Source organism: Bradyrhizobium sp. Tv2a-2 (genome assembly GCF_000472425.1).
Lineage (GTDB): Bacteria > Pseudomonadota > Alphaproteobacteria > Rhizobiales > Xanthobacteraceae > Bradyrhizobium.
The window spans coordinates 94,766-112,350 of the sequence record NZ_AXAI01000018.1 but is presented as its reverse complement, the minus strand read 5'-3'; the positions used below and the strand labels follow the sequence as shown (position 1 = coordinate 112,350).

General features: G+C 64.2%; 15 protein-coding genes, 1 tRNA gene and 2 pseudogenes. 11 read left to right on the top strand and 7 right to left on the bottom strand.

Features of this window, described 5'->3' with window-relative positions; all coding sequences use genetic code 11:
* Positions 1 to 157: 157 nt before the first annotated feature.
* Together A3AI_RS0131095 and A3AI_RS0131090 are read left to right on the top strand one after the other, a co-directional pair.
* The gene (locus A3AI_RS0131095) at positions 158 to 400 is read left to right on the top strand and encodes a zinc-finger domain-containing protein (RefSeq protein ID WP_024510670.1); all 243 of its coding nucleotides are present in this window, start codon (positions 158 to 160) and stop codon (positions 398 to 400) included.
* Positions 401 to 412: 12 nt separating this feature from the next.
* A complete protein-coding gene (locus A3AI_RS0131090; protein WP_024519328.1) occupies positions 413 to 1,615 on the top strand; it encodes an FAD-dependent monooxygenase in 1,203 nt (400 codons plus the stop codon).
* 13 nt (positions 1,616 to 1,628) lie between these two features.
* Here the strand turns inward: A3AI_RS0131090 and A3AI_RS0131085 are convergent, their stop codons facing one another.
* On the bottom strand, positions 1,629 to 2,063 hold the full coding sequence (locus A3AI_RS0131085) for a hypothetical protein (protein ID WP_024519327.1): 435 nt from the start codon (positions 2,061 to 2,063) through the stop codon (positions 1,629 to 1,631).
* Positions 2,064 to 2,365: 302 nt separating this feature from the next.
* Here A3AI_RS0131085 and A3AI_RS0131080 point away from each other — a divergent pair.
* A tRNA-Leu gene (locus A3AI_RS0131080) sits at positions 2,366 to 2,452 on the top strand.
* 141 nt (positions 2,453 to 2,593) lie between these two features.
* Here A3AI_RS0131080 and A3AI_RS0131075 read toward each other — a convergent pair.
* On the bottom strand, positions 2,594 to 4,573 hold the full coding sequence (locus A3AI_RS0131075; RefSeq protein ID WP_024519326.1) for a phospholipase D-like domain-containing protein: 1,980 nt from the start codon (positions 4,571 to 4,573) through the stop codon (positions 2,594 to 2,596).
* Between the two features lie 206 nt (positions 4,574 to 4,779).
* On the opposite strand from A3AI_RS0131075, the pseudogene A3AI_RS0131070 reads away from it, so the two are divergent.
* The 3 genes and pseudogenes from A3AI_RS0131070 to A3AI_RS0131060 form a co-directional block, all read left to right on the top strand.
* Positions 4,780 to 5,310, top strand: a pseudogene (locus A3AI_RS0131070) (tetratricopeptide repeat protein); the annotation flags it as partial.
* A 50-nt stretch (positions 5,311 to 5,360) separates the two neighbouring features.
* Positions 5,361 to 5,774: pseudogene (locus A3AI_RS50330) on the top strand (glycosyltransferase family 9 protein); the annotation flags it as partial.
* Positions 5,775 to 5,833: 59 nt separating this feature from the next.
* The gene (locus A3AI_RS0131060; RefSeq protein WP_024519323.1) at positions 5,834 to 6,694 is read left to right on the top strand and encodes an alpha/beta fold hydrolase; all 861 of its coding nucleotides are present in this window, start codon (positions 5,834 to 5,836) and stop codon (positions 6,692 to 6,694) included.
* 13 nt (positions 6,695 to 6,707) lie between these two features.
* Here the strand turns inward: A3AI_RS0131060 and A3AI_RS0131055 are convergent, their stop codons facing one another.
* The 5 genes from A3AI_RS0131055 to A3AI_RS0131035 form a co-directional block, all read right to left on the bottom strand.
* Positions 6,708 to 7,358 (bottom strand): glutathione S-transferase family protein, encoded by a 651-nt coding sequence (locus A3AI_RS0131055; protein WP_024519322.1) that lies wholly within the window; start codon positions 7,356 to 7,358, stop codon positions 6,708 to 6,710.
* Positions 7,359 to 7,389: 31 nt separating this feature from the next.
* A complete protein-coding gene (locus A3AI_RS0131050) occupies positions 7,390 to 7,866 on the bottom strand; it encodes an SRPBCC family protein (RefSeq protein WP_024519321.1) in 477 nt (158 codons plus the stop codon).
* The gene (locus tag A3AI_RS0131045; protein WP_024519320.1) at positions 7,863 to 8,186 is read right to left on the bottom strand and encodes an ArsR/SmtB family transcription factor; all 324 of its coding nucleotides are present in this window, start codon (positions 8,184 to 8,186) and stop codon (positions 7,863 to 7,865) included. The genes A3AI_RS0131050 and A3AI_RS0131045 overlap by 4 nt, the downstream gene beginning before the upstream one ends.
* Positions 8,187 to 8,266: 80 nt before the next feature.
* The gene (locus tag A3AI_RS0131040) at positions 8,267 to 9,874 is read right to left on the bottom strand and encodes an ABC transporter substrate-binding protein (RefSeq protein WP_024519319.1); all 1,608 of its coding nucleotides are present in this window, start codon (positions 9,872 to 9,874) and stop codon (positions 8,267 to 8,269) included.
* 246 nt (positions 9,875 to 10,120) lie between these two features.
* On the bottom strand, positions 10,121 to 11,734 hold the full coding sequence (locus A3AI_RS0131035) for an ABC transporter substrate-binding protein (RefSeq protein WP_024519318.1): 1,614 nt from the start codon (positions 11,732 to 11,734) through the stop codon (positions 10,121 to 10,123).
* Between the two features lie 254 nt (positions 11,735 to 11,988).
* Between A3AI_RS0131035 and A3AI_RS0131030 the strand changes: the two genes are divergently transcribed.
* From A3AI_RS0131030 to A3AI_RS0131010, 5 genes are all read left to right on the top strand, one after another.
* On the top strand, positions 11,989 to 13,119 hold the full coding sequence (locus A3AI_RS0131030) for a M20/M25/M40 family metallo-hydrolase (RefSeq protein WP_024519317.1): 1,131 nt from the start codon (positions 11,989 to 11,991) through the stop codon (positions 13,117 to 13,119).
* Between the two features lie 44 nt (positions 13,120 to 13,163).
* Positions 13,164 to 13,862, top strand: coding sequence for a DNA-3-methyladenine glycosylase I (locus tag A3AI_RS0131025; protein ID WP_024519316.1), 699 nt, complete (start codon positions 13,164 to 13,166; stop codon positions 13,860 to 13,862).
* A 197-nt stretch (positions 13,863 to 14,059) separates the two neighbouring features.
* Complete coding sequence (locus A3AI_RS0131020) at positions 14,060 to 15,001, top strand: ABC transporter permease (protein WP_024519315.1); 942 nt, start codon at positions 14,060 to 14,062, stop codon at positions 14,999 to 15,001.
* Between the two features lie 24 nt (positions 15,002 to 15,025).
* Positions 15,026 to 15,916, top strand: a complete 891-nt coding sequence (locus tag A3AI_RS0131015; protein WP_024519314.1) for an ABC transporter permease — start codon at positions 15,026 to 15,028, stop codon at positions 15,914 to 15,916.
* Positions 15,917 to 15,918: 2 nt separating this feature from the next.
* Positions 15,919 to 17,562 carry an ABC transporter ATP-binding protein gene (locus A3AI_RS0131010; RefSeq protein WP_024519313.1) on the top strand — a complete coding sequence of 548 codons (1,644 nt, stop codon included), beginning with the start codon at positions 15,919 to 15,921 and terminating at the stop codon, positions 17,560 to 17,562.
* Positions 17,563 to 17,585: the final 23 nt, after the last annotated feature.

Sequence of the window (17,585 nt, the reverse complement as noted above, 5' to 3'; positions counted from 1 at the left end):
CTCTGAGAGGGCAAGATTGTGTCGAATTTGCATGAACAAATCGGTGGCCAAGGGCTAAAAGGAATCAACTCAAACCGATGGATAGGGTGCGCGGTAGCCGCGACCGTGTACAAGTTCGATTGGGTCCGTTTTCCGTTGCCACTCAAGGTGAAATTCGATGTCCGATAATGTCGTCCCGCACTTCCATAACGATGCCGGCGTTCCCGTGATCGAGATCGGCTCGCAGGAGTTCATGTGCGTGGGCGCCAATCCGCCCTTCGACCACCCGCATGTGTTCCTCGACCTCGGCAACGACAACGAGATCATCTGCCCTTATTGCTCGACGCTTTATCGTTTCGCGCCCGACCTCAAGGCCGGCGAGGCGCGGCCGCCCGAATGCGTGCTGAAGGACGTCGCCTGACGCTTTAAGCGCGTGGCTCTGACGCGCACGATTTTCATCGCCGGTGCGGGGATCGGGGGGCTGACAGCCGCGCTGTCGCTTGCGCGCAAGGGTTTCCGCGTTGTGGTGCTGGAGAGGGTCCAGCGGCTGGAGGAAGCTGGTGCGGGCCTGCAGCTGTCGCCCAATGCGAGTCGGGTTCTGATCGACCTCGGGTTGAAGGAACGCTTGGGGCGCCGTGCAGTCACACCTGAAGCGGTCACGATCGTGAGCGCGCGCGCCGGTGGCGAGCTGGTCCGCCTGCCGCTCGGCGAAGCCGCGAGCGCCCGTGCTGGTGCCCCCTATTGGGTGATGCATCGCGCCGACTTGCAGGCCGCACTTGCGGACGCCGTCCGTGAGCATCCCGATATCGAGCTGAAGCTCGGCTGCCAGTTCGAGGATCTCGCGCCCCATGCCAAGGGCCTGACGATTGTCTACCGCTCCGGCAATGAGCGGCGCCAGGACATTGCCCTTGCCCTGATCGGCGCCGACGGCATTTGGTCGACGGTACGTAACCACCTGTTTCCGGAAACGCAGCCGCAATTTTCCGGTCGGATCGCCTGGCGGGGCACGCTCGATGCAAGACAGCTGCCGCGCGAATATACCGCGCCGCGGGTACAGCTCTGGATGGGACCGAAGGCCCATCTGGTTGTCTACCCCATCTCGGCGGGCAAGCAGATCAACCTGGTAGCGGTGGTGCCGGGCACCTGGAACCGTCCGGGGTGGAGCGCGCCGGGCAACCCCAATGAACTCAAGGAGGCATTCGGCGGCGCGCGCTGGGCGGGCGCGGCACGAATGCTGATCGGCGCGGTCGATGACTGGCGCAAATGGGCCCTGTTCAGCCTGGCCGAGGGTTGCAAGTGGCATGAGGGCTCGGTCGCGCTGCTCGGCGATGCCGTGCATGGCATGCTGCCCTTCGCAGGCCAGGGCGCGGGCATGGCGATCGAGGACGCCGCGGTGCTGGCGAAGGTGCTCGGTGAAACGCCACTCGAGCCGGGCGCGCAGGTCGCCGCCGCATTACAGCGCTACGGGCGGGCGCGGCGCGCGCGCGTCACACATGTGCAGCAGCTCGCGCGAAGGCAGGGCCGCATCTATCACATGAGCGGTGCGATGGCGCTTGCGCGCGATCTCACCATCCGTGCATTGGGACCGGAGCGCGTGCTGGCCCGGCAGGCGTGGATCTACGACTGGCGGCTGTGAGGAACGCGCTCGTTCACCGCGCCGCCTGTGGCGGTGCGGGCTTTGCCGGCGCGCCGGGCACGGAGGCTGTGGCGGCGCCAGGCGGCGACGGATGGCACTTGTTCTTGCGCCAGGCCTCATCGGCAAAGTGAGCCTGGCCGCGGGTCGTCAGATAGTCGTTGCGGTAGGCCATTTCGGCGACCACCGGTCCCGCGGTGCCGGTCTGTGCTTTCGCCATCAATCCCTGCAGCTCGGCCTCGCGACTGGCGAGAGTTTTCCGCTCGGTCTCGAGTTGCCGGCAATCATACAGATCGTATTTGGCGGGATCACCGAAGGCAGCCATCATGTCCTCGCCCACCCCGCCGCTGCTGACGCCGGCGCAGCCGGACAGCGCGAGGCCGAGCGCAAGCAGCGCCGAGGCGGTGACGGCGAAGGCGGAAATTCGCGGAGCTGGTGCGCTGGCAGTCATAAGCCGTTCGTAAGTCGAATAAGGTTAGGATTGGCTAAAGCAGCCGCTCTTGTCCGGATTGAGGCTGACAGGGCGTATTCCGGTCGACCCCGTTTTCATCGGACGAAGACGGCGGTTTGTAACCTCGCGAGCATCATCGACATTCGCCGAAAGTCAGGCTAAGCGGTTGATCTATCAGGCATGAAGCGCCGCAAGGCCTCCGGGCCTCTCGGTCAACGCAGAGATCGGGCGCGCAAAATCGCCGAGAATGAGGGTAGAGCGAGCCGACGATTCAGCTTAAGAGCTATCGCGCCTGATGAGAAGCGGACGTGGCGGAACTGGTAGACGCAAGGGACTTAAAATCCCTCGATGGCAACGTCGTGTGGGTTCGACTCCCACCGCCCGCACCAGGGCTTCGCCTCCGACAAAGCGATCTGGCCGTTGCGATCTTCCCTCTCATGGCAACCGAAATGATGTCTCGGCCGGGGTCGCCCCATCAGGCGGACGATCCGTCCGGGAGACATGGCGATAGGACGGATCGCCGATAGGCGTTACCGTTTCGACTTCTTCGCCTTCGACGCCTTTGCCTTGGTTTTCTTTGCTCTGGCCGCCTTCGCCTCGGCTTTCTTCGGTTTGGCTTTCTTCGCTTTGGCGTTCACGGTCTTCTTGGTCGCCTTAGACTTGGCCTTCGACTTGGCGACCTTCGCGGTCTTGCGGCCGGTCGAATCGCTCTTGGTCGCTGTCTTGGCTGCTGTCTTGGCGGCTGTCTTGGCCGATTTGCCGCCCGGGCTCGCGGTGACGGCCTTGCCCTTGCCGCCGCCTGATGATGATCCGGATGACGGCCCCGGCCGGTCCTTCTGCGGCCGCACCGGTTCCTGCATCCAGAAATCCAGCTCCTGTTCGCGCCCCCCGCCGGGCTTCCAGCCGTCCAGCGGCTTGTAGATCTGGTCGGGGTCGCCGCCGCTGCCGAGATAAGCGCGCCAGGAATAGTGGTCGTAGACGCCGTTGATGTGCAGCGCGTAGGCCTGGGCAAGCTGCCTGTTGCCCTTGATGATCACAAGGTTCTCGTCGTTCTTCGCGGACGCCGCGTCAGAGAAATTGTGCGATCCGGTGATGACGGCGCAATTGTCGGAGAATGGATCGATCACGATGCACTTGGAATGCACGATGGCCATGAGATGTGCGGCGTGCATTTCGCCGACGTTGAACTCCTGCTCGGCCCAGGATGGCTTGTCCTTCTCGCTGATGCCGGCAGGCAGCGGCACATCGTCGTGGAACGCCTGCGCAGGCGCGCCCGACTTCACGACCTCGCCGCCAACCGAATAGATTGTGTTGCTCTTGGAGCTTACGCTGGAGACGACGCCGCGGACATAGATGTCGTTGTCCTTGGCGCGATCGAGCAACGCGCCGAGAAGCGGAGACTGCCCCGGCATGAACATCAGGAACAGCGCGCCATCCTTGGCGCCGCTGATGAGGTCGAGCACGGGCTTGAACTCGGCCTCGTGATTGGTGGCGGCGAAATAGAGCGTCATGTTCTTGTCGATCGTCGGCGTGGTGTTCGAACCCTTCAGGTCGGCTGTCATGTTGTCGCCGGCCGCCACCAGCTTGCCCCATTGATCGAGATAGCGCTGGGCGATCACCGCATCATCGATGATGAGGACGTTGTTCAACTGGGTGCAGAGACCAGTGGTGGTCCAGTTGGTGCTGCCGGTCAGAACCCTTGCTGCGTTGCCGTGGACATCGCTTTCGACCACGAATTTGTTGTGGACGCTGGGCGAGGATGCGCCACGATGCGAGAGATCGCGGTGTTTCACCGTGAGGCCGGCGGTGGTCAACTCGCTCGCAACGTTCGGCGTGGTGGCACCGCCATTGCCCAACAACAGGCTACCGCGACTGCCGAAGGGTTTCAGGGCGTCCACCAGCTCCTGGTCATTGAATTCGTAGATTGCCGCATGGATGGAGCTGCCGCGGCGATCCGCATCGTGCAGGAACAGCAGGATCTGATGCAGCACATCGCCGGAGAGATAAAGCCGCGGCTGGTAGCCCGGCGTCTGCAGATGCTTGAGGAAGTTCTTCAGCGAGGTCTCGCTGACATCGCCGCCGACGAAGCGGCTGACGATCTGCGACATCAGCGTGCCGCGGTTGAAATAGGCCTGCAGCCCGCCGCCGACGTCGCCCGAGGCGACCACGGGAGCTGTCCAGTCCGATACCGCGGCCGTATCCAGCGCAAAGCCGCCATCCGCGGTCGCTGTCATCGCGGTGACGCGATACGACACGTTGTCGGTCTCGACCACATTATGGTCGGTCCAGATGCAGCGCCTGATCGGCGATTGCGTCGACGACACACCGGTCGGCTGCACCGGCCCCTGCCCCGGCTTGGGCGGAATGCGGTTGACCAGCACCGTCACCTGCTGGGTCGAATCGTTGCGACGTTCCAGCTGAAAGCCCACCCAGCCGTCCGACCATTTGTCCGGTTGCCACGCAATCAACACGTCGTCGGCGTTGGCGTAAGCCCTGATGCTGATCGTCATCGACGAATCCTCCGCAAATTGATCCGACTGAAAATGACTCGCATAAATGACGTCAGATTGTAACAACCAAAGCGTGCTTTTTAGCACAAATTCCCTTGACCCTGATCTTGACAACCATTCTGCGCTTCGCCGTTGCGGCGCGCAGGCAGGATCACGACGCGGCAGAATCATCTATCCTACGTCCGTCCCCGTTGAAGATATCTGCCATGAACCATAGTGATCGCCAGGCTGCGGCCGGAACATCTCCCTCGGCATCCGGCGACGGCAGGGGTGCTGCGGCGCTCTGCGTGGCCGGTTTCCGCCATTTCGAGGCCGGGCGCGCGCTGGATGCACAGCTTTGCTGCCAGCAGGCGCTCGCGATCGATCCCGATCATGCCGACACGATGCATCTGCTGGGGCTTTTGTCGGCTCAAGCCACGCACGATGACCTCGCGCTGGAATGGCTGTCCCGCGCCATCCGGCAACGGCCGAAACCGCAATATCTGGCGAGCCTCGGCAACCTGCTGCGCCGTCAGGGCCGGCACGACGAGGCGCTGAAGGCGTTCGACAAGGCGGTGCAGCTCGATCCTACGGCGCCGCAGTCATGGCGGGATCTCGCCTCCCTTCTGATCGAGCTGAAGCGGCTCGATGAAGCGCTGCTGGTGCTGGGCGAGCTCAAGCGGCTCGCGCCCGAGGACTGGGACGCCGCCATGAAGCGAGCCTCGGCGCTGCTGCAGCTTGGCCGCACCGAGGACGGAATTGCCTGCCTCGATCAATGCGAGCGGCTTCGCCCGAACCATGCGCCAACTCGCTGTCCCTGCGCGCGCTCGCGCCGCTATTCGACTGCGATGCCACCTTTGTCAGCGTGCAGAAGGACCCGCGGCCCGACGACAAGGCCTTTTTGCGCGAACGCCCCGGCATTGGCGATCTCTCGGAACATCTCACCGACTTCGGCGCAACGGCGGCGCTGATGGCCTGTCTCGATCTGGTGATCACCGTCGATACCAGCGTGGCGCACCTTGCGGGCGGCCTCGCGCGTCCAACCTGGATCCTGCTGCCCTACACGCCGGACTACCGCTGGCTGCTCGACCGCGACGACAGCCCGTGGTATCCGACGATGCGGCTGTTCAGGCAAGACGCGAGTCGCAGCTATGCAGGCGTGATCGAGCGCATCCGCGGCGAATTGCAGACGAAGATCGCAGCGAGATCGCGCGGGAAATAGCAGCCTGCTCCGCTCGCGGGCCGTAATATTCAGGTGGCACAGACTGACGAGGTCGGCGCGTGACGAAGCTTGAACAGATCACCATCTCCGCCGATCTCACCTTCGATGCGCTGGTCGCGGGCGAAGCTGGCGCGCCGCTGGTTTTCCTGCTGCACGGCTTTGCCGAATCCATGCATTGCTGGCGCGCGCAGCTCGCTACGCTTGCCGACATGGGCTATCGCGCCATCGCGCCGAGCCAGCGCGGCTATTCAAAAGGCGCGCGGCCCGATCCGCGCGATCCTTCGCGCTATCACATGGACCGGTTGATGGACGACGCGATGGCGATCGTCGCGGCGTGCGGGTATGGGGCGCAGCGCTTTCATCTCGCCGGCCATGACTGGGGCGGCAGCATCGCCTGGGCGTTCGCCGACCGCCATTCCGAGCGGCTTGCCTCGCTCACCGTGCTGTCGCGGCCGCATCCGAACGCCTTCAACCGCGCGCTACAGCTGCCCGACGGCGACCAGCTCCGCCGCTCGCGCCATCACAGCGCCTTTCTCGAGCTCGATGCCGCCGATATCGTGCTGGCCGATGACGCGAAATGGCTGCGCGAGCGGCTCGCCGCAGCCGGCGTCCCCGGCTTTGCCATTGAGGAGCATCTCTCCGTGCTCGGCAACAAGGACGCCATGGAAGCCGCCCTTGCCTGGTATCGCGCACGCGGCGCGATCCGCTCGCCCCTGGGGCCGACGCGGGTGCCGACGCTTTATATCTGGGGTAATGCCGACGACACCGTCGGCCGCGCCGCGGCAGAAGGCACCGTCGATTTCATCGCCGCCCCCTATCGCTTTATCGAACTGCCCGACGTCGGCCACTTCGCCGCCGAGCAGGTGCCGGAGCGCGTCAGCGAGCTGATGCTCAACCATCTGCGCGCGCATCCGGCATGAGCCAGCGGCGCGCTTACGCCGCCTGGGCCATCTCCGCGAGACGCTCCCAGGTCGTGGCCTGCATGCTGGGCCGCCCCTGCATGCGCGCGAGCCACGTGACAAGGTTGGCATGGGGCGCGCCGAGCTCCGACCACTCGGGCGTCTGGGTGAAGATCGCCATCGCAGGTGCGATCATGAGATCGGCCAGCGAGATCACATCGCCCGCGAAATAAGGCTGCGCCTCGAGCAGCCGCGCCAGCTCATCGAACACCGTGTGCGCCCTCGGCATCGCCGCCTTGATCGCGTCTTCGTCCGGCGTCGTGCCCATCACGCGCGGACCGACCACGCGATGGAACAGGATGACATTGCCGACGCCCTGGAAAAGATACCAGTCATTGATGTTCATCACCTGGTCCATCCGCGCAGCTCGCTTTGTATCGGCAGGTGTCAGCGCCGGATTCGGCAGCACGCGATCGAGATAGCGCAGGATGGCCTGCGTTTCGTACAGGCGAAAACCGTCATGCTCGAAGATCGGAATGCGCCCGAACGGATGCAGCGCCAGATGCTCGGGCGATTTGGGCGCGAGCCGCGCGAGGCGGAAGGGCGCGCCCTTCTCTTCCAGCGTCGCCATGACCGACCGTCCGAACGGACTGCCGGGATGCGAATGAACGATGAATTCCGACATCGCGATGTCCTCCATCTCGACTTGATCGTTGTTAGTCCTGTTTCTCCGCTTCGCGCACGAACCGCTCCATCAGGCCCGGCCAGCCGCGGTCGACATCGTTGCGCATGGAGGTGCCCGCCTCCGCGCCCATGGTCTCGAACTTTTGGTGGGTGAGCTCGACGGTTGTCGCCTCCGGCCCGTCGGCCAGAAAGCGCACGTCGACCTCGGATTTCATGCTCGCGTCGGGCTTCCACTGCGCGTTGATCTGCCAGACCAGCACCAGGCGATGCGGCGGCTCCCAAATCGTGATGGTGGCGACCGTGGTCGCGGTGCCGTCGGCGGAAATCTCGAGCCAGCGGCCGCCGAGCCGCGGCTCCATCATCACTTTCGCGATCGGCTGCTTGCCGACGCCGTGATCATGCGGCCACCAGCGTGTCAGTCCGCTGGTGAACACCTCGAAAGCATGTGCGATCGGCGCGTTGATATGGACGGTCTTGCGCACCGGCGCAATCGCAACGCGCTCGCTCATTTGGACCTCTTCTTCGCCCGGTAGGAGCGCTCCGCTTCCAGCTTGAGGGCGTCTAGCGCATCGCCCCAGAAACTGTCGAGCCAGTCGCGCAATTCGGCCAGGCCCTCCCGCCGCACCGAATAGATGCGCCGCACGCCCTCGCTACGCTCTTCGACAAGCCCCGCATCCTTCAGAACCTTCAGATGCTGTGACACTGCCGGCCGCGACACCGGCATGCCCGCCGCAATCGCATTCACCGGACGGGCGCCCGCCCGAAGCCGCTCGAACACCTCCCTCCGCGTCGGGTCTGCCAGGACGGAGAGTGCAGTTGCGTAAGCCATGACTAACGGTAAGTCATAACTTACGCATTTGTCAAGGCGAGTCTGTGAGAGCGAAGCAATGACGGAACAAAGCGTACCCGCTACTCGCTCTTGTCGACGTTCCACCAGACCGGCGTCGCCGGGCCTTCGAGCACGCCGGTCAGCGATTTCCGCCAGGCGCTCGGCGTCAGGAACTGGCCGAGCGGAAGATAGATCACCTGGTCGTAGGCTTCCCTCTGGATCTCTTCGGCGATGGTCTTCTGCTCGTCGAGCGAGGCAGCACGCACGAACCTGTCCCGCAATGCCTCCAGCTTGGCGTCCTCGGGCCAGCCGAACCAACTGGTTTTGCCCTTGGCCCCCATCATGGAGCTTGCGATCGGGTTCATCACGTCGGGGGCGGTCGAGAACGTGAAGAACATGTTCCAGCCACCCTCGCCCACCGGCTTCTGGTTGGCGCGCCGGCTGACCACGGTCTGCCAATCCATGGTCTGCAGGTCGACCTTGAAGCCGGCCTGCCGCAAGGCCTGCGCCACCACGATCGGCTGCGCCTTCAGCATCAGGACGTCGCTCGCTGCCATCACCACGATCGGTGTGCCATCATAACCGGACTCGGCCAGCGCCTTTTTCGCCGCCTCGATGTTGCCGCCCTTGGTGAGATCGCCGGCGCCGGCCTCGGTCGCAAGCGGCGTGTTGCAGACGAACATCGCGCCGCAGACCTCGTAATATTTGGGATTGCCGACCAGCGCGTCGAGCACGTCCTTCTGGTTGATCGCGAGCAGCGCGGCGCGACGAACCTTGACGTTGTCGAAGGGCGGCAACAGGAAGTTCATGCGTCCATAGGTCTGACCGCCGAACTTGTTCAGCGTCTCGACCTTCAGGTCGGCATCGGCTTCCAGCGATGACAGCAATTCGTAAGGAGGAACTTCCAGGAAATCGATGTCGCCCGCCTGCAGCGCGTTCACCGCAGTCTGCGCATCCGGCATCGTGATCCACTCGACACGATCGACCTTCACCACCTTTCCACCGGCGGCCCAGCTCGGCAGCTCCTTGCGCGGCACGTAATCCGTGAACTTCTCATAGACCGCCTTCACGCCGGGCTGGAATTCGCTAGCGACGAACTTGAACGGGCCGGAGCCGATCTGCTCCGCGATCTGCTTGCCGGGCGGTGTCTCGGCCAGCCGCCTGGGCATCATGAACGCCACCAGCGACGACGGCTTGCCAATCGTCTCCAGGACGAGGCCGTAGGGCTCCTTCAGTTTCAGCACGATGGTCTTGGCATCGGGAGCTTCGATGCCGGCGACGAACTCCATCAGCTTCTGCGCCATGACATCGTTGCGGCCCCAGCGCTTCAGCGACGCCGCACAATCTTCCGCTGTGACAGGCGCGCCGTCGTGCCATGTCAGCCCATCACGCAAGGTGAAGGTATACGTCAGCTTGTCGTCGGAGACCTTCCAGTCCGCCATCTGCGGCTGGACCTTGAAGTTGGCATCGGTCGCGACCAGCGTGTCGTAAACCATGTAGCCATGGTCGCGGGTAATGTAGGCGGTGGTGAAGCCGGGATCGATGGTACGCAAATCCGAATGCATCACCGCGGTGATCGTCTTCTTGCCGGCTGCCTTCGCCCGCGAGAGCCATGCGGCCGAGAAGGTCGCGACAAGCGGTGCGACGCCCGCGAGCTTGAGAAGTTTCCGGCGCGAGATCTGCGACATTCGTTACCTCCTGACGCGGCGTGAAAGCATTCGGCACGCGGGCAACGCCCGCGCAAGTCATCTTTACGGCTTGGGAAACAGATCGAAAGGCATCGGAAGTCGCTGGGAGAATGCTGCGAGCGAGTACGTAGAACAACAGGAGGATGGGTAGCGCGCAGCGAAACCCATCCTCTTTTTTGGCACCCGTGTCAGTGGGTTCGCTTCGCTTGACCCACCCTACGGGACATAACGGCGCGGCGCCTCGCCCTACGCCTCGCTCTTGTCGACGTTCCACCAGATCGGCGTTGCCGGTCCGTCGAGAATTCCCGTCAGCGATTTGCGCCAGGCGCTCGGAGCGAGATACTGCCCGAGCGGAACGTAGATCACCTGGTCATAGGCTTCCTTCTGGATTTCCTCGGCGATCTTCTTCTGCTCTTCGGGCGAGGAGGCCCGCACGAACTTGTCCTTGAGCTGCTCGATCTTGGGATCATCGGCCCAGCCGAACCAGCCGCCATTCTTGCCGCGGCCACCGATCGAGAAGTTGACCACCGGGTTCATCACGTCGGCCGCGACCCAGTTGGTGAAGAACATGTTCCAGCCGCCCTCGCTGGTCGGCTTCTGGCTGGCGCGGCGGCTGACCACCGTCTGCCAGTCGGTTGCCTGCAGGTCGACCTTGAAGCCGGCCTTGCGCAACGCTTCCGCGACCACGATCGGCTGCGCCTTCAGCGACACCACATCGCCCGGCGCCATGATCACTATCGGCGTGCCGTCATAGCCGGATTCCGCCAGCGCCTTCTTGGCCGCCTCGACGTTGCCGCCCTTGATCAGGTCGCCGGCGCCGGCATCGCTTGCCAGAGGCGTGTTGCAGACGAAGAACGCGCCGCAGACCTGCTGATATTTGGGATTGCCGACCAGCGCGTCGAGCACGTCCTTCTGGTTGATCGCAAGCAGCGCCGCCTTGCGGACCTTGATGTTGTCGAACGGCGGCAGCAGAAAGTTCATGCGCCCGAGCGTCTGGAAGCCGAACTTGTTCAGCACCTCGGTCTTGATATCCGGATTGCCTTCCAGCACGGGCAACAGGTCGAACGGCGGCGCTTCCAGGAAATCGATGTCGCCCGACTGCAGCGCGTTCACCGCGGTCTGCGCATCAGCCATGGTGATCCACTCGACGCGGTCGACCTTCACAACCTTGCCACCGGAAGTCCAGCTCGGCGGCTCCTTGCGCGGCACGTAGTCGGTGTTCTTCTCATACACCGACTTCACGCCGGGCTGGAATTCGCTAGCGACGAATTTGAACGGGCCGGAGCCGATCTGCTCCGCCATCTGCTTGCCGACCGGCGTTTCCGCCAGCCGCTTCGGCATCATGAACGGCACGTAGGACGAGGGCTTGGCGATCGAGTCCAGCACGAGGCCGTACGGCTCTTTGAGCTTCAGCACGATGGTCTTGGCATCGGCCGCCTCGATGGAGGCCGTGAAGTCCATCAGCTTCTGGCCCATATTGTCGTTCTTGCCCCAGCGCTTCAGCGAGGCAGCACAGTCTTCCGCCGTGACCGGCGCGCCGTCGTGCCATTTCAGACCGTCGCGCAGCGTGAAGGTATAGGTCAGCTTGTCGTCGGAGACCTTCCAGTCCGCCATCTGCGGCTGGACCTTGAAGTTCGAGTCAGTCGCAAGCAGCGTGTCGAACACCATGTAGCCGTGATCGCGCGTGATATAGGCCGTGGTGAAGAGCGGGTCGATGATGCGCAGATCCGAATGCATCACTGCGGTGATGGTCTTCTTGCCGGCGGCAGATGCTTTCGACACCCATGCGCCTGAGAACGCAGAGACGATCGGCGCAACGCCCGCGAGCTTGAGAAGTTTGCGGCGCGAGATGTTAGACATTCGTAGTCTCTCCTGAAGTGACGTGAAAGCGGTCAAAGTACGGTCATTGGCTGTGCATGCAGTCTGTTATTTAGGCGAACTAACACGCTGTTAATCCATTCGGATTCGAGACTTGCACCAAGCGTTGGACGCGTCAATCGAGATTTGGTCGGGTGCAGGCCTGCAGACGTTTTGCTTTACAAACCGGTCACGGCGCAGTCTCAGTACTGCCAGCCATCCACCCCTCCCCTCGCCAAAGCTTTCAAGAGAGTGCCATGAATCCCGCCAACCTCCCGTTTGATTCCGAAGCCATGCTGCAGGGCCTGCGCGCGTGGGTGGAGTGTGAAAGCCCGACCTGGGACGCAAGCGCGGTTGAGCGCATGCTCGACCTCGCGGCGCGCGACATGGCGATCATGGGCGCGACGATCGAGCGCATCGCCGGGCGGCAGGGATTTGGCGGCTGCGTCCGCGCGCGCTTCCCGCATCCCAGGCAAGGCGAGCCCGGCATCCTGATTGCCGGGCATCTCGATACCGTGCATCCCGTCGGCACGCTTGCGAAGCTGCCGTTCCGCCGCGACGGCAACAAATGCTACGGCCCCGGCATCTTTGACATGAAGGGCGGCAACTATTTGTCGCTGGAAGCCATCCGGCAGCTTGCGCGCGCAGGCGTCACCACGCCCCTGCCGATCACCGTCCTGTTCACGCCGGATGAGGAAGTCGGAACGCCCTCGACGCGCGATATCATCGAGGCGGAGGCCGCGCGCAACAAATATGTGCTGGTCCCCGAACCGGGCCGCGCCAACAACGGCGTCGTCACCGGCCGCTATGCGATCGCGCGCTTCAATCTCGAAGCGGTCGGCCGGCCGAGCCACGCCGGCGCGACGTTGTCCTCGGGCCGTTCCGCGATCCGGGAAATGGCGCGGCAAATTCTCGTCATCGACGGCATGACCACCGACGACTGCACCTTCTCCGTCGGCATCGTGCATGGTGGGCAATGGGTCAATTGCGTCGCCACCACCTGCGCCGGCGAAGCGCTCAGCATGGCCAAGCGCCAGGCCGATCTCGACCGCGGCGTGGAAAGCATACTGGCACTGTCCGGCACCTCCGACGGTGTGACGTTCACGGTGACCCGCGGCGTCACGCGCCCGGTCTGGGAGCCAAATCCAGGCACCATGGCGCTCTACGAGAAGGCGCGCGCCATCGCAAACGAGCTCGGCATGGAACTGCCGCATAGCAGCGCCGGCGGCGGATCGGACGGCAACTTCACCGGTGCGATGGGAATCCCAACGCTCGACGGCCTGGGCGTGCGTGGCGCCGATGCACACACGCTCAACGAGCATATTGAGGTCGAAAGCCTCGCCGAGCGCGGCCGGCTGATGGCAGGCCTGTTGGCGACGCTGACCTGAAGCATTAGGCTGCGTGCATGCCAAAGGCACAAGCAGCGCCACGCATCGTCCCGTTCAAGACCATTCGCGCCCGCGCGGAGAAGCGCAAGGGCGGGCCGAGCGCCTTGCAAAAGCTATTGCCACGCAAGCCGGATCCCAAGGCGCTTGCGAAGCTCACCGATGATCGCGCGCTGGCCGAAATGACCAGGCGCGTATTCTGCGCGGGCTTTGCCTGGAGCGTGATCGAGGCGAAATGGGACGCGTTTGAAGACGCATTCCTCGGCTTTGTGCCGGGGAAGTTGACGTTCCAGCCCGATGACTACTGGGACGAACTGCTCGCCGACGCACGCATCGTGCGCAATGGTGCGAAGATACAGTCTGTGCGTGAAAACGCGGCCTTCGTGCAGGCCATCGCCGCGGAGCACGGCTCGTTCGGAAAGTTCCTGGCAGCGTCGCCGCCCGCAAACGAAGTCGAACTGCTCGATCTTCTCGCCAAGCGCGGCAGCAGGCTCGGCGGCAATACCGGACAGATGTTCCTGCGCTTTGTCGGCTTCGATGGCTTTGTCACCTCGCAGGACGTGATCGCCTGCCTGCGGGATGCGGGGCTCGATATCGGGCCCGAGGCCAAGTCGAAAAGCGACCTTGCGAAAGTGCAAGCGCAGTTCAATGCCTGGGCCGAGGAAACGGGATTGTCCTATGTGCAGCTGTCTCGCATCTGCGCTCTTTCGATCGGCGAGAACCGCAGCGAAAATCACGCTGCTTGACCACGGGGCCGCAAGCCAGGATATCGCATTTCGCAGGTGCGATGGCATGACGCTTGCACGCGATGGGGGCGAACAAAATCGGCGGCAGTTCGGAAAGATGCGGGTTTACAAGGAAATGCAGATGCATTCACAGTCGCGTGTTGACAGCGTCGTCGATCGTCGAAATCTAGCATTGGCTTAAGACCTGAGACCTCATCATGCTCGGATATCTCGTTCGCCGCGTGCTCGCTGCCGTTCCCGTCATGGGCGTCGTGGCGCTGTTCGTGTTCCTCTTGTTGCGGATCACACCGGGCGACCCTGCCGCGATCCTCGCCGGCGACAATGCAACGCCGCAACAACTCGAGCGCATCCGCGCCTCGCTCGGTCTCAACGAGCCGCTCTACGTGCAGTTCTTCACCTGGGTCAACAAGCTCCTGCACGGCGATCTCGGCGTGTCGCTGATCTCCAACGTGCCGGTGCTCAAGATGATCGGCCAGCGCGTCGAGCCCTCGATCTCGATCGCGCTCGCAACCATCATTCTGGCGGTGCTGATCGCCGTCCCGCTCGGCGTCATCGCGGCCTGGAAGCACGGCACCTGGATCGACCGCTTCGTGATGGGGCTGTCGGTGCTCGGCTTCTCCGTGCCGGTCTTCGTCATCGGCTATGTGCTGATCCAGATCTTTGCGATCGACCTGCGCTGGCTGCCGGTGCAGGGCTTCAAGAGCATCACCGCCGGCTTCGGCCCGTTCCTCGAGCGCATCATCCTGCCGACGCTGACGCTGTCCTTCATCTACATCGCGCTGATCGCGCGCATGACGCGCGCGGCGATGCTGGACGTGATGGGCGAGGATTTCATCCGCACCGCGCGCGCCAAGGGGATCGGCGAGGCAGCGGTTCTCTTGCGCCACGGTCTGCGCAACGCTGCGGTACCCGTGATCACGGTGATCGGCACCGGCTTTGCGCTCCTGATATCGGGCGTGGTCGTCACCGAGAGCGTCTTCAACCTGCCCGGCATCGGCCGCCTCACCGTCGATGCGGTGCTGGCGCGCGACTATCCGGTCATCCAGGCGATGATCCTTCTGACGTCGCTGATCTATGTCACGGTCAACCTCTTGATCGACGTCGCCTACACGTTGCTCGATCCAAGAATCCGATACTGAGCATCAGGCGCTAAAGGATCAGAAATGGCGATCGACACCCTCCCCGAACCGTCGCTTCCGATCACGACGCCGCTGCGGCCGAAGCTCGGTTTCCTCACAGCGACTCCCATCATCGCGGCCGCGACCATCCTGCTCGTCCTCATCGTCGCGATATCGGTGCTGGCGCCCTGGCTCGCCCCGCACGATCCGCTGCAGCTTGCGCCCGCGCTGCGGCTGAAGCCGTCCAGCGCCCAATTCCTGCTCGGCACCGACGGCTATGGCCGCGACCTGCTCTCGCGCGTCATCTATGGCGGCCGCATCTCGCTTCTGATCGGCATCGGCTCCGCGGTCTTCTCCGTCGCGGTCGGGCTCGCGATCGGCCTCGTCTCCGGCTTCTTCAAATGGGTCGACGCCGTGATGATGCGCGTCATGGACGGCTTGATGGCGATCCCGAGCATCCTGCTTGCGATCGCCGTGGTCTCGCTGTCGGGCGCGAGTGTCATGACCGTGCTGATCGCGATCACCATTCCGGAAGTGCCGCGCGTGGCACGGCTGGTGCGCTCGGTCGTGCTCGCCGCGCGCGAGGAGCCCTATGTCGAAGCTGCCATCTCGCTCGGCTCGAGCCTGCCCAAGATCATGTGGCGGCATTTGATGCCCAACACGGTTGCGCCTTTGATCGTGCAAGGCACTTACGTCTGCGCCTCCGCCATTCTCACCGAGGCGATCCTGTCGTTCCTCGGCGCCGGCATCAGCCCGGAGACACCGACCTGGGGCAACATCATGGCCGAGGGCCGCGCCTACTTCCAGATCAAGCCGTCGCTGATCTTCTGGCCAGGCCTTCTGTTGTCGATCGCGATCCTCAGCATCAACCTGGTCGGCGACGCCGCGCGCGATGCGCTCGATCCCCGCATGAAGCAGCGCGAAGGCGGCAAGTAATTATGACCGATACCATCCTCGACATCCGCGACCTCGTCGTCAGCCTCGGCAAGAAGCCCGACGGCTCCCGCATCATCGACCGCATCTCGCTTCAGGTCGCAGGCCGCGAGACACTCTGCGTCGTCGGCGAGAGCGGCTCGGGCAAATCGGTCACCTCGCTCACCGTGATGGGCCTGTTGCAGAAGGGCGTGCTGGTGCCGACCGCGGGCAGCGTCAAGCTGGTCGGCGAGGAGCTGCTGACCGCCAGCGAAAGCCGGCTGCGGCAGCTGCGCGCCACCACCATGGCGATGATCTTCCAGGAACCGATGACGGCGCTCAACCCGGTCGTGCCGGTCGGCCGGCAGATCGACGAGGTGCTCCGCGCTCACACCGGGCTCGATGCGCGCGCACGGCGCAAGCGCATCCTCGACATGATGGAGCAGGTCCGCTTGCCCGAGGTCGAGCGCATCTTCGCTTCCTATCCGCACAGGCTGTCCGGCGGCCAGCGCCAGCGCATCATGATCGCGATGGCCCTCGTGCTCGAGCCGAAGCTCCTGATCGCGGACGAGCCGACCACCGCGCTCGACGTCACCACGCAAAAGCAGATCCTGACCCTGATCCGCGACCTGCAGCGCGATCACGGCACTGCCGTGCTGTTCATCACCCACGACATGGGCGTGGTCGCCGAGATCGCCGACCGCGTCGCGGTGATGCGCCAGGGTCGCCTGGTCGAGACCGGCCCGCTCGACACCATCCTGCGCAAGCCCGCGATGGACTATACCCGCAACCTGCTCTCGGCGGTGCCGAGCCTCGTGCCCCGCAGCCCCCGCCCTGAGACGGAAGAGCCCGTGGTGCTGGAGGCCAACGAGCTCGGCAAGGTCTATCGCGAGCGCTCGTTCCTTGGAAAAGCCCGCGAGGTGAAGGCCGCCGACGACGTCACGCTGACACTGCGCAAGGGCCGCACCCTCGGCATCGTCGGCGAAAGCGGCTCGGGCAAGTCGACCGTGGCGCGCTGCATCGTTCGCCTGATCGATCCGACCTCCGGCGGCATCCGGCTCGTTGGCCGCGAGATCTCCGAGCTGTCGCGACGGCTGCTGCGGCCGCACCGCCAGCGCATCCAGATGATCTTCCAGGATCCCTATCGCTCCCTCAATCCGCGCATCACGACCGGCGAAAGCATCGCGGAAGGCCCGATCAATTACGGCGTGCAGCGGGAGAAGGCGCTCGCCCGCGCCCGCGAGCTGCTCGAGCTCGTCGGGCTGCCGGGCGATGCGGTCTCACGCTATCCGCACCAGTTCTCCGGCGGCCAGCGCCAGCGTATCGCCATTGCGCGCGCGCTCGCCCTCGACCCCGCGGTGCTGGTGGCGGACGAAGCGGTCTCCGCGCTCGACGTCTCGGTGCAGGCGCAGGTGCTGGAACTGCTCGACGAGATCCAAAAGCGGCTCGGCATTGCGCTCCTCTTCATCACCCATGACCTGCGGGTCGCAGCCCAAATCTGCGACGACGTCGTGGTGATGCAGAACGGCCGCGTGGTCGAACAGGGCGCGGCGGCCGAAGTCCTGACCAACCCGCAACAACCCTACACCCGCTCCCTGCTGGAGGCCGCCCCCGGCCGCGGCTGGGATTTTGCGAATTTCCGTCCCGTGGACGAAGCGGCCGTGGCGTAAGCCATTCGCACGGTCATTCCGGG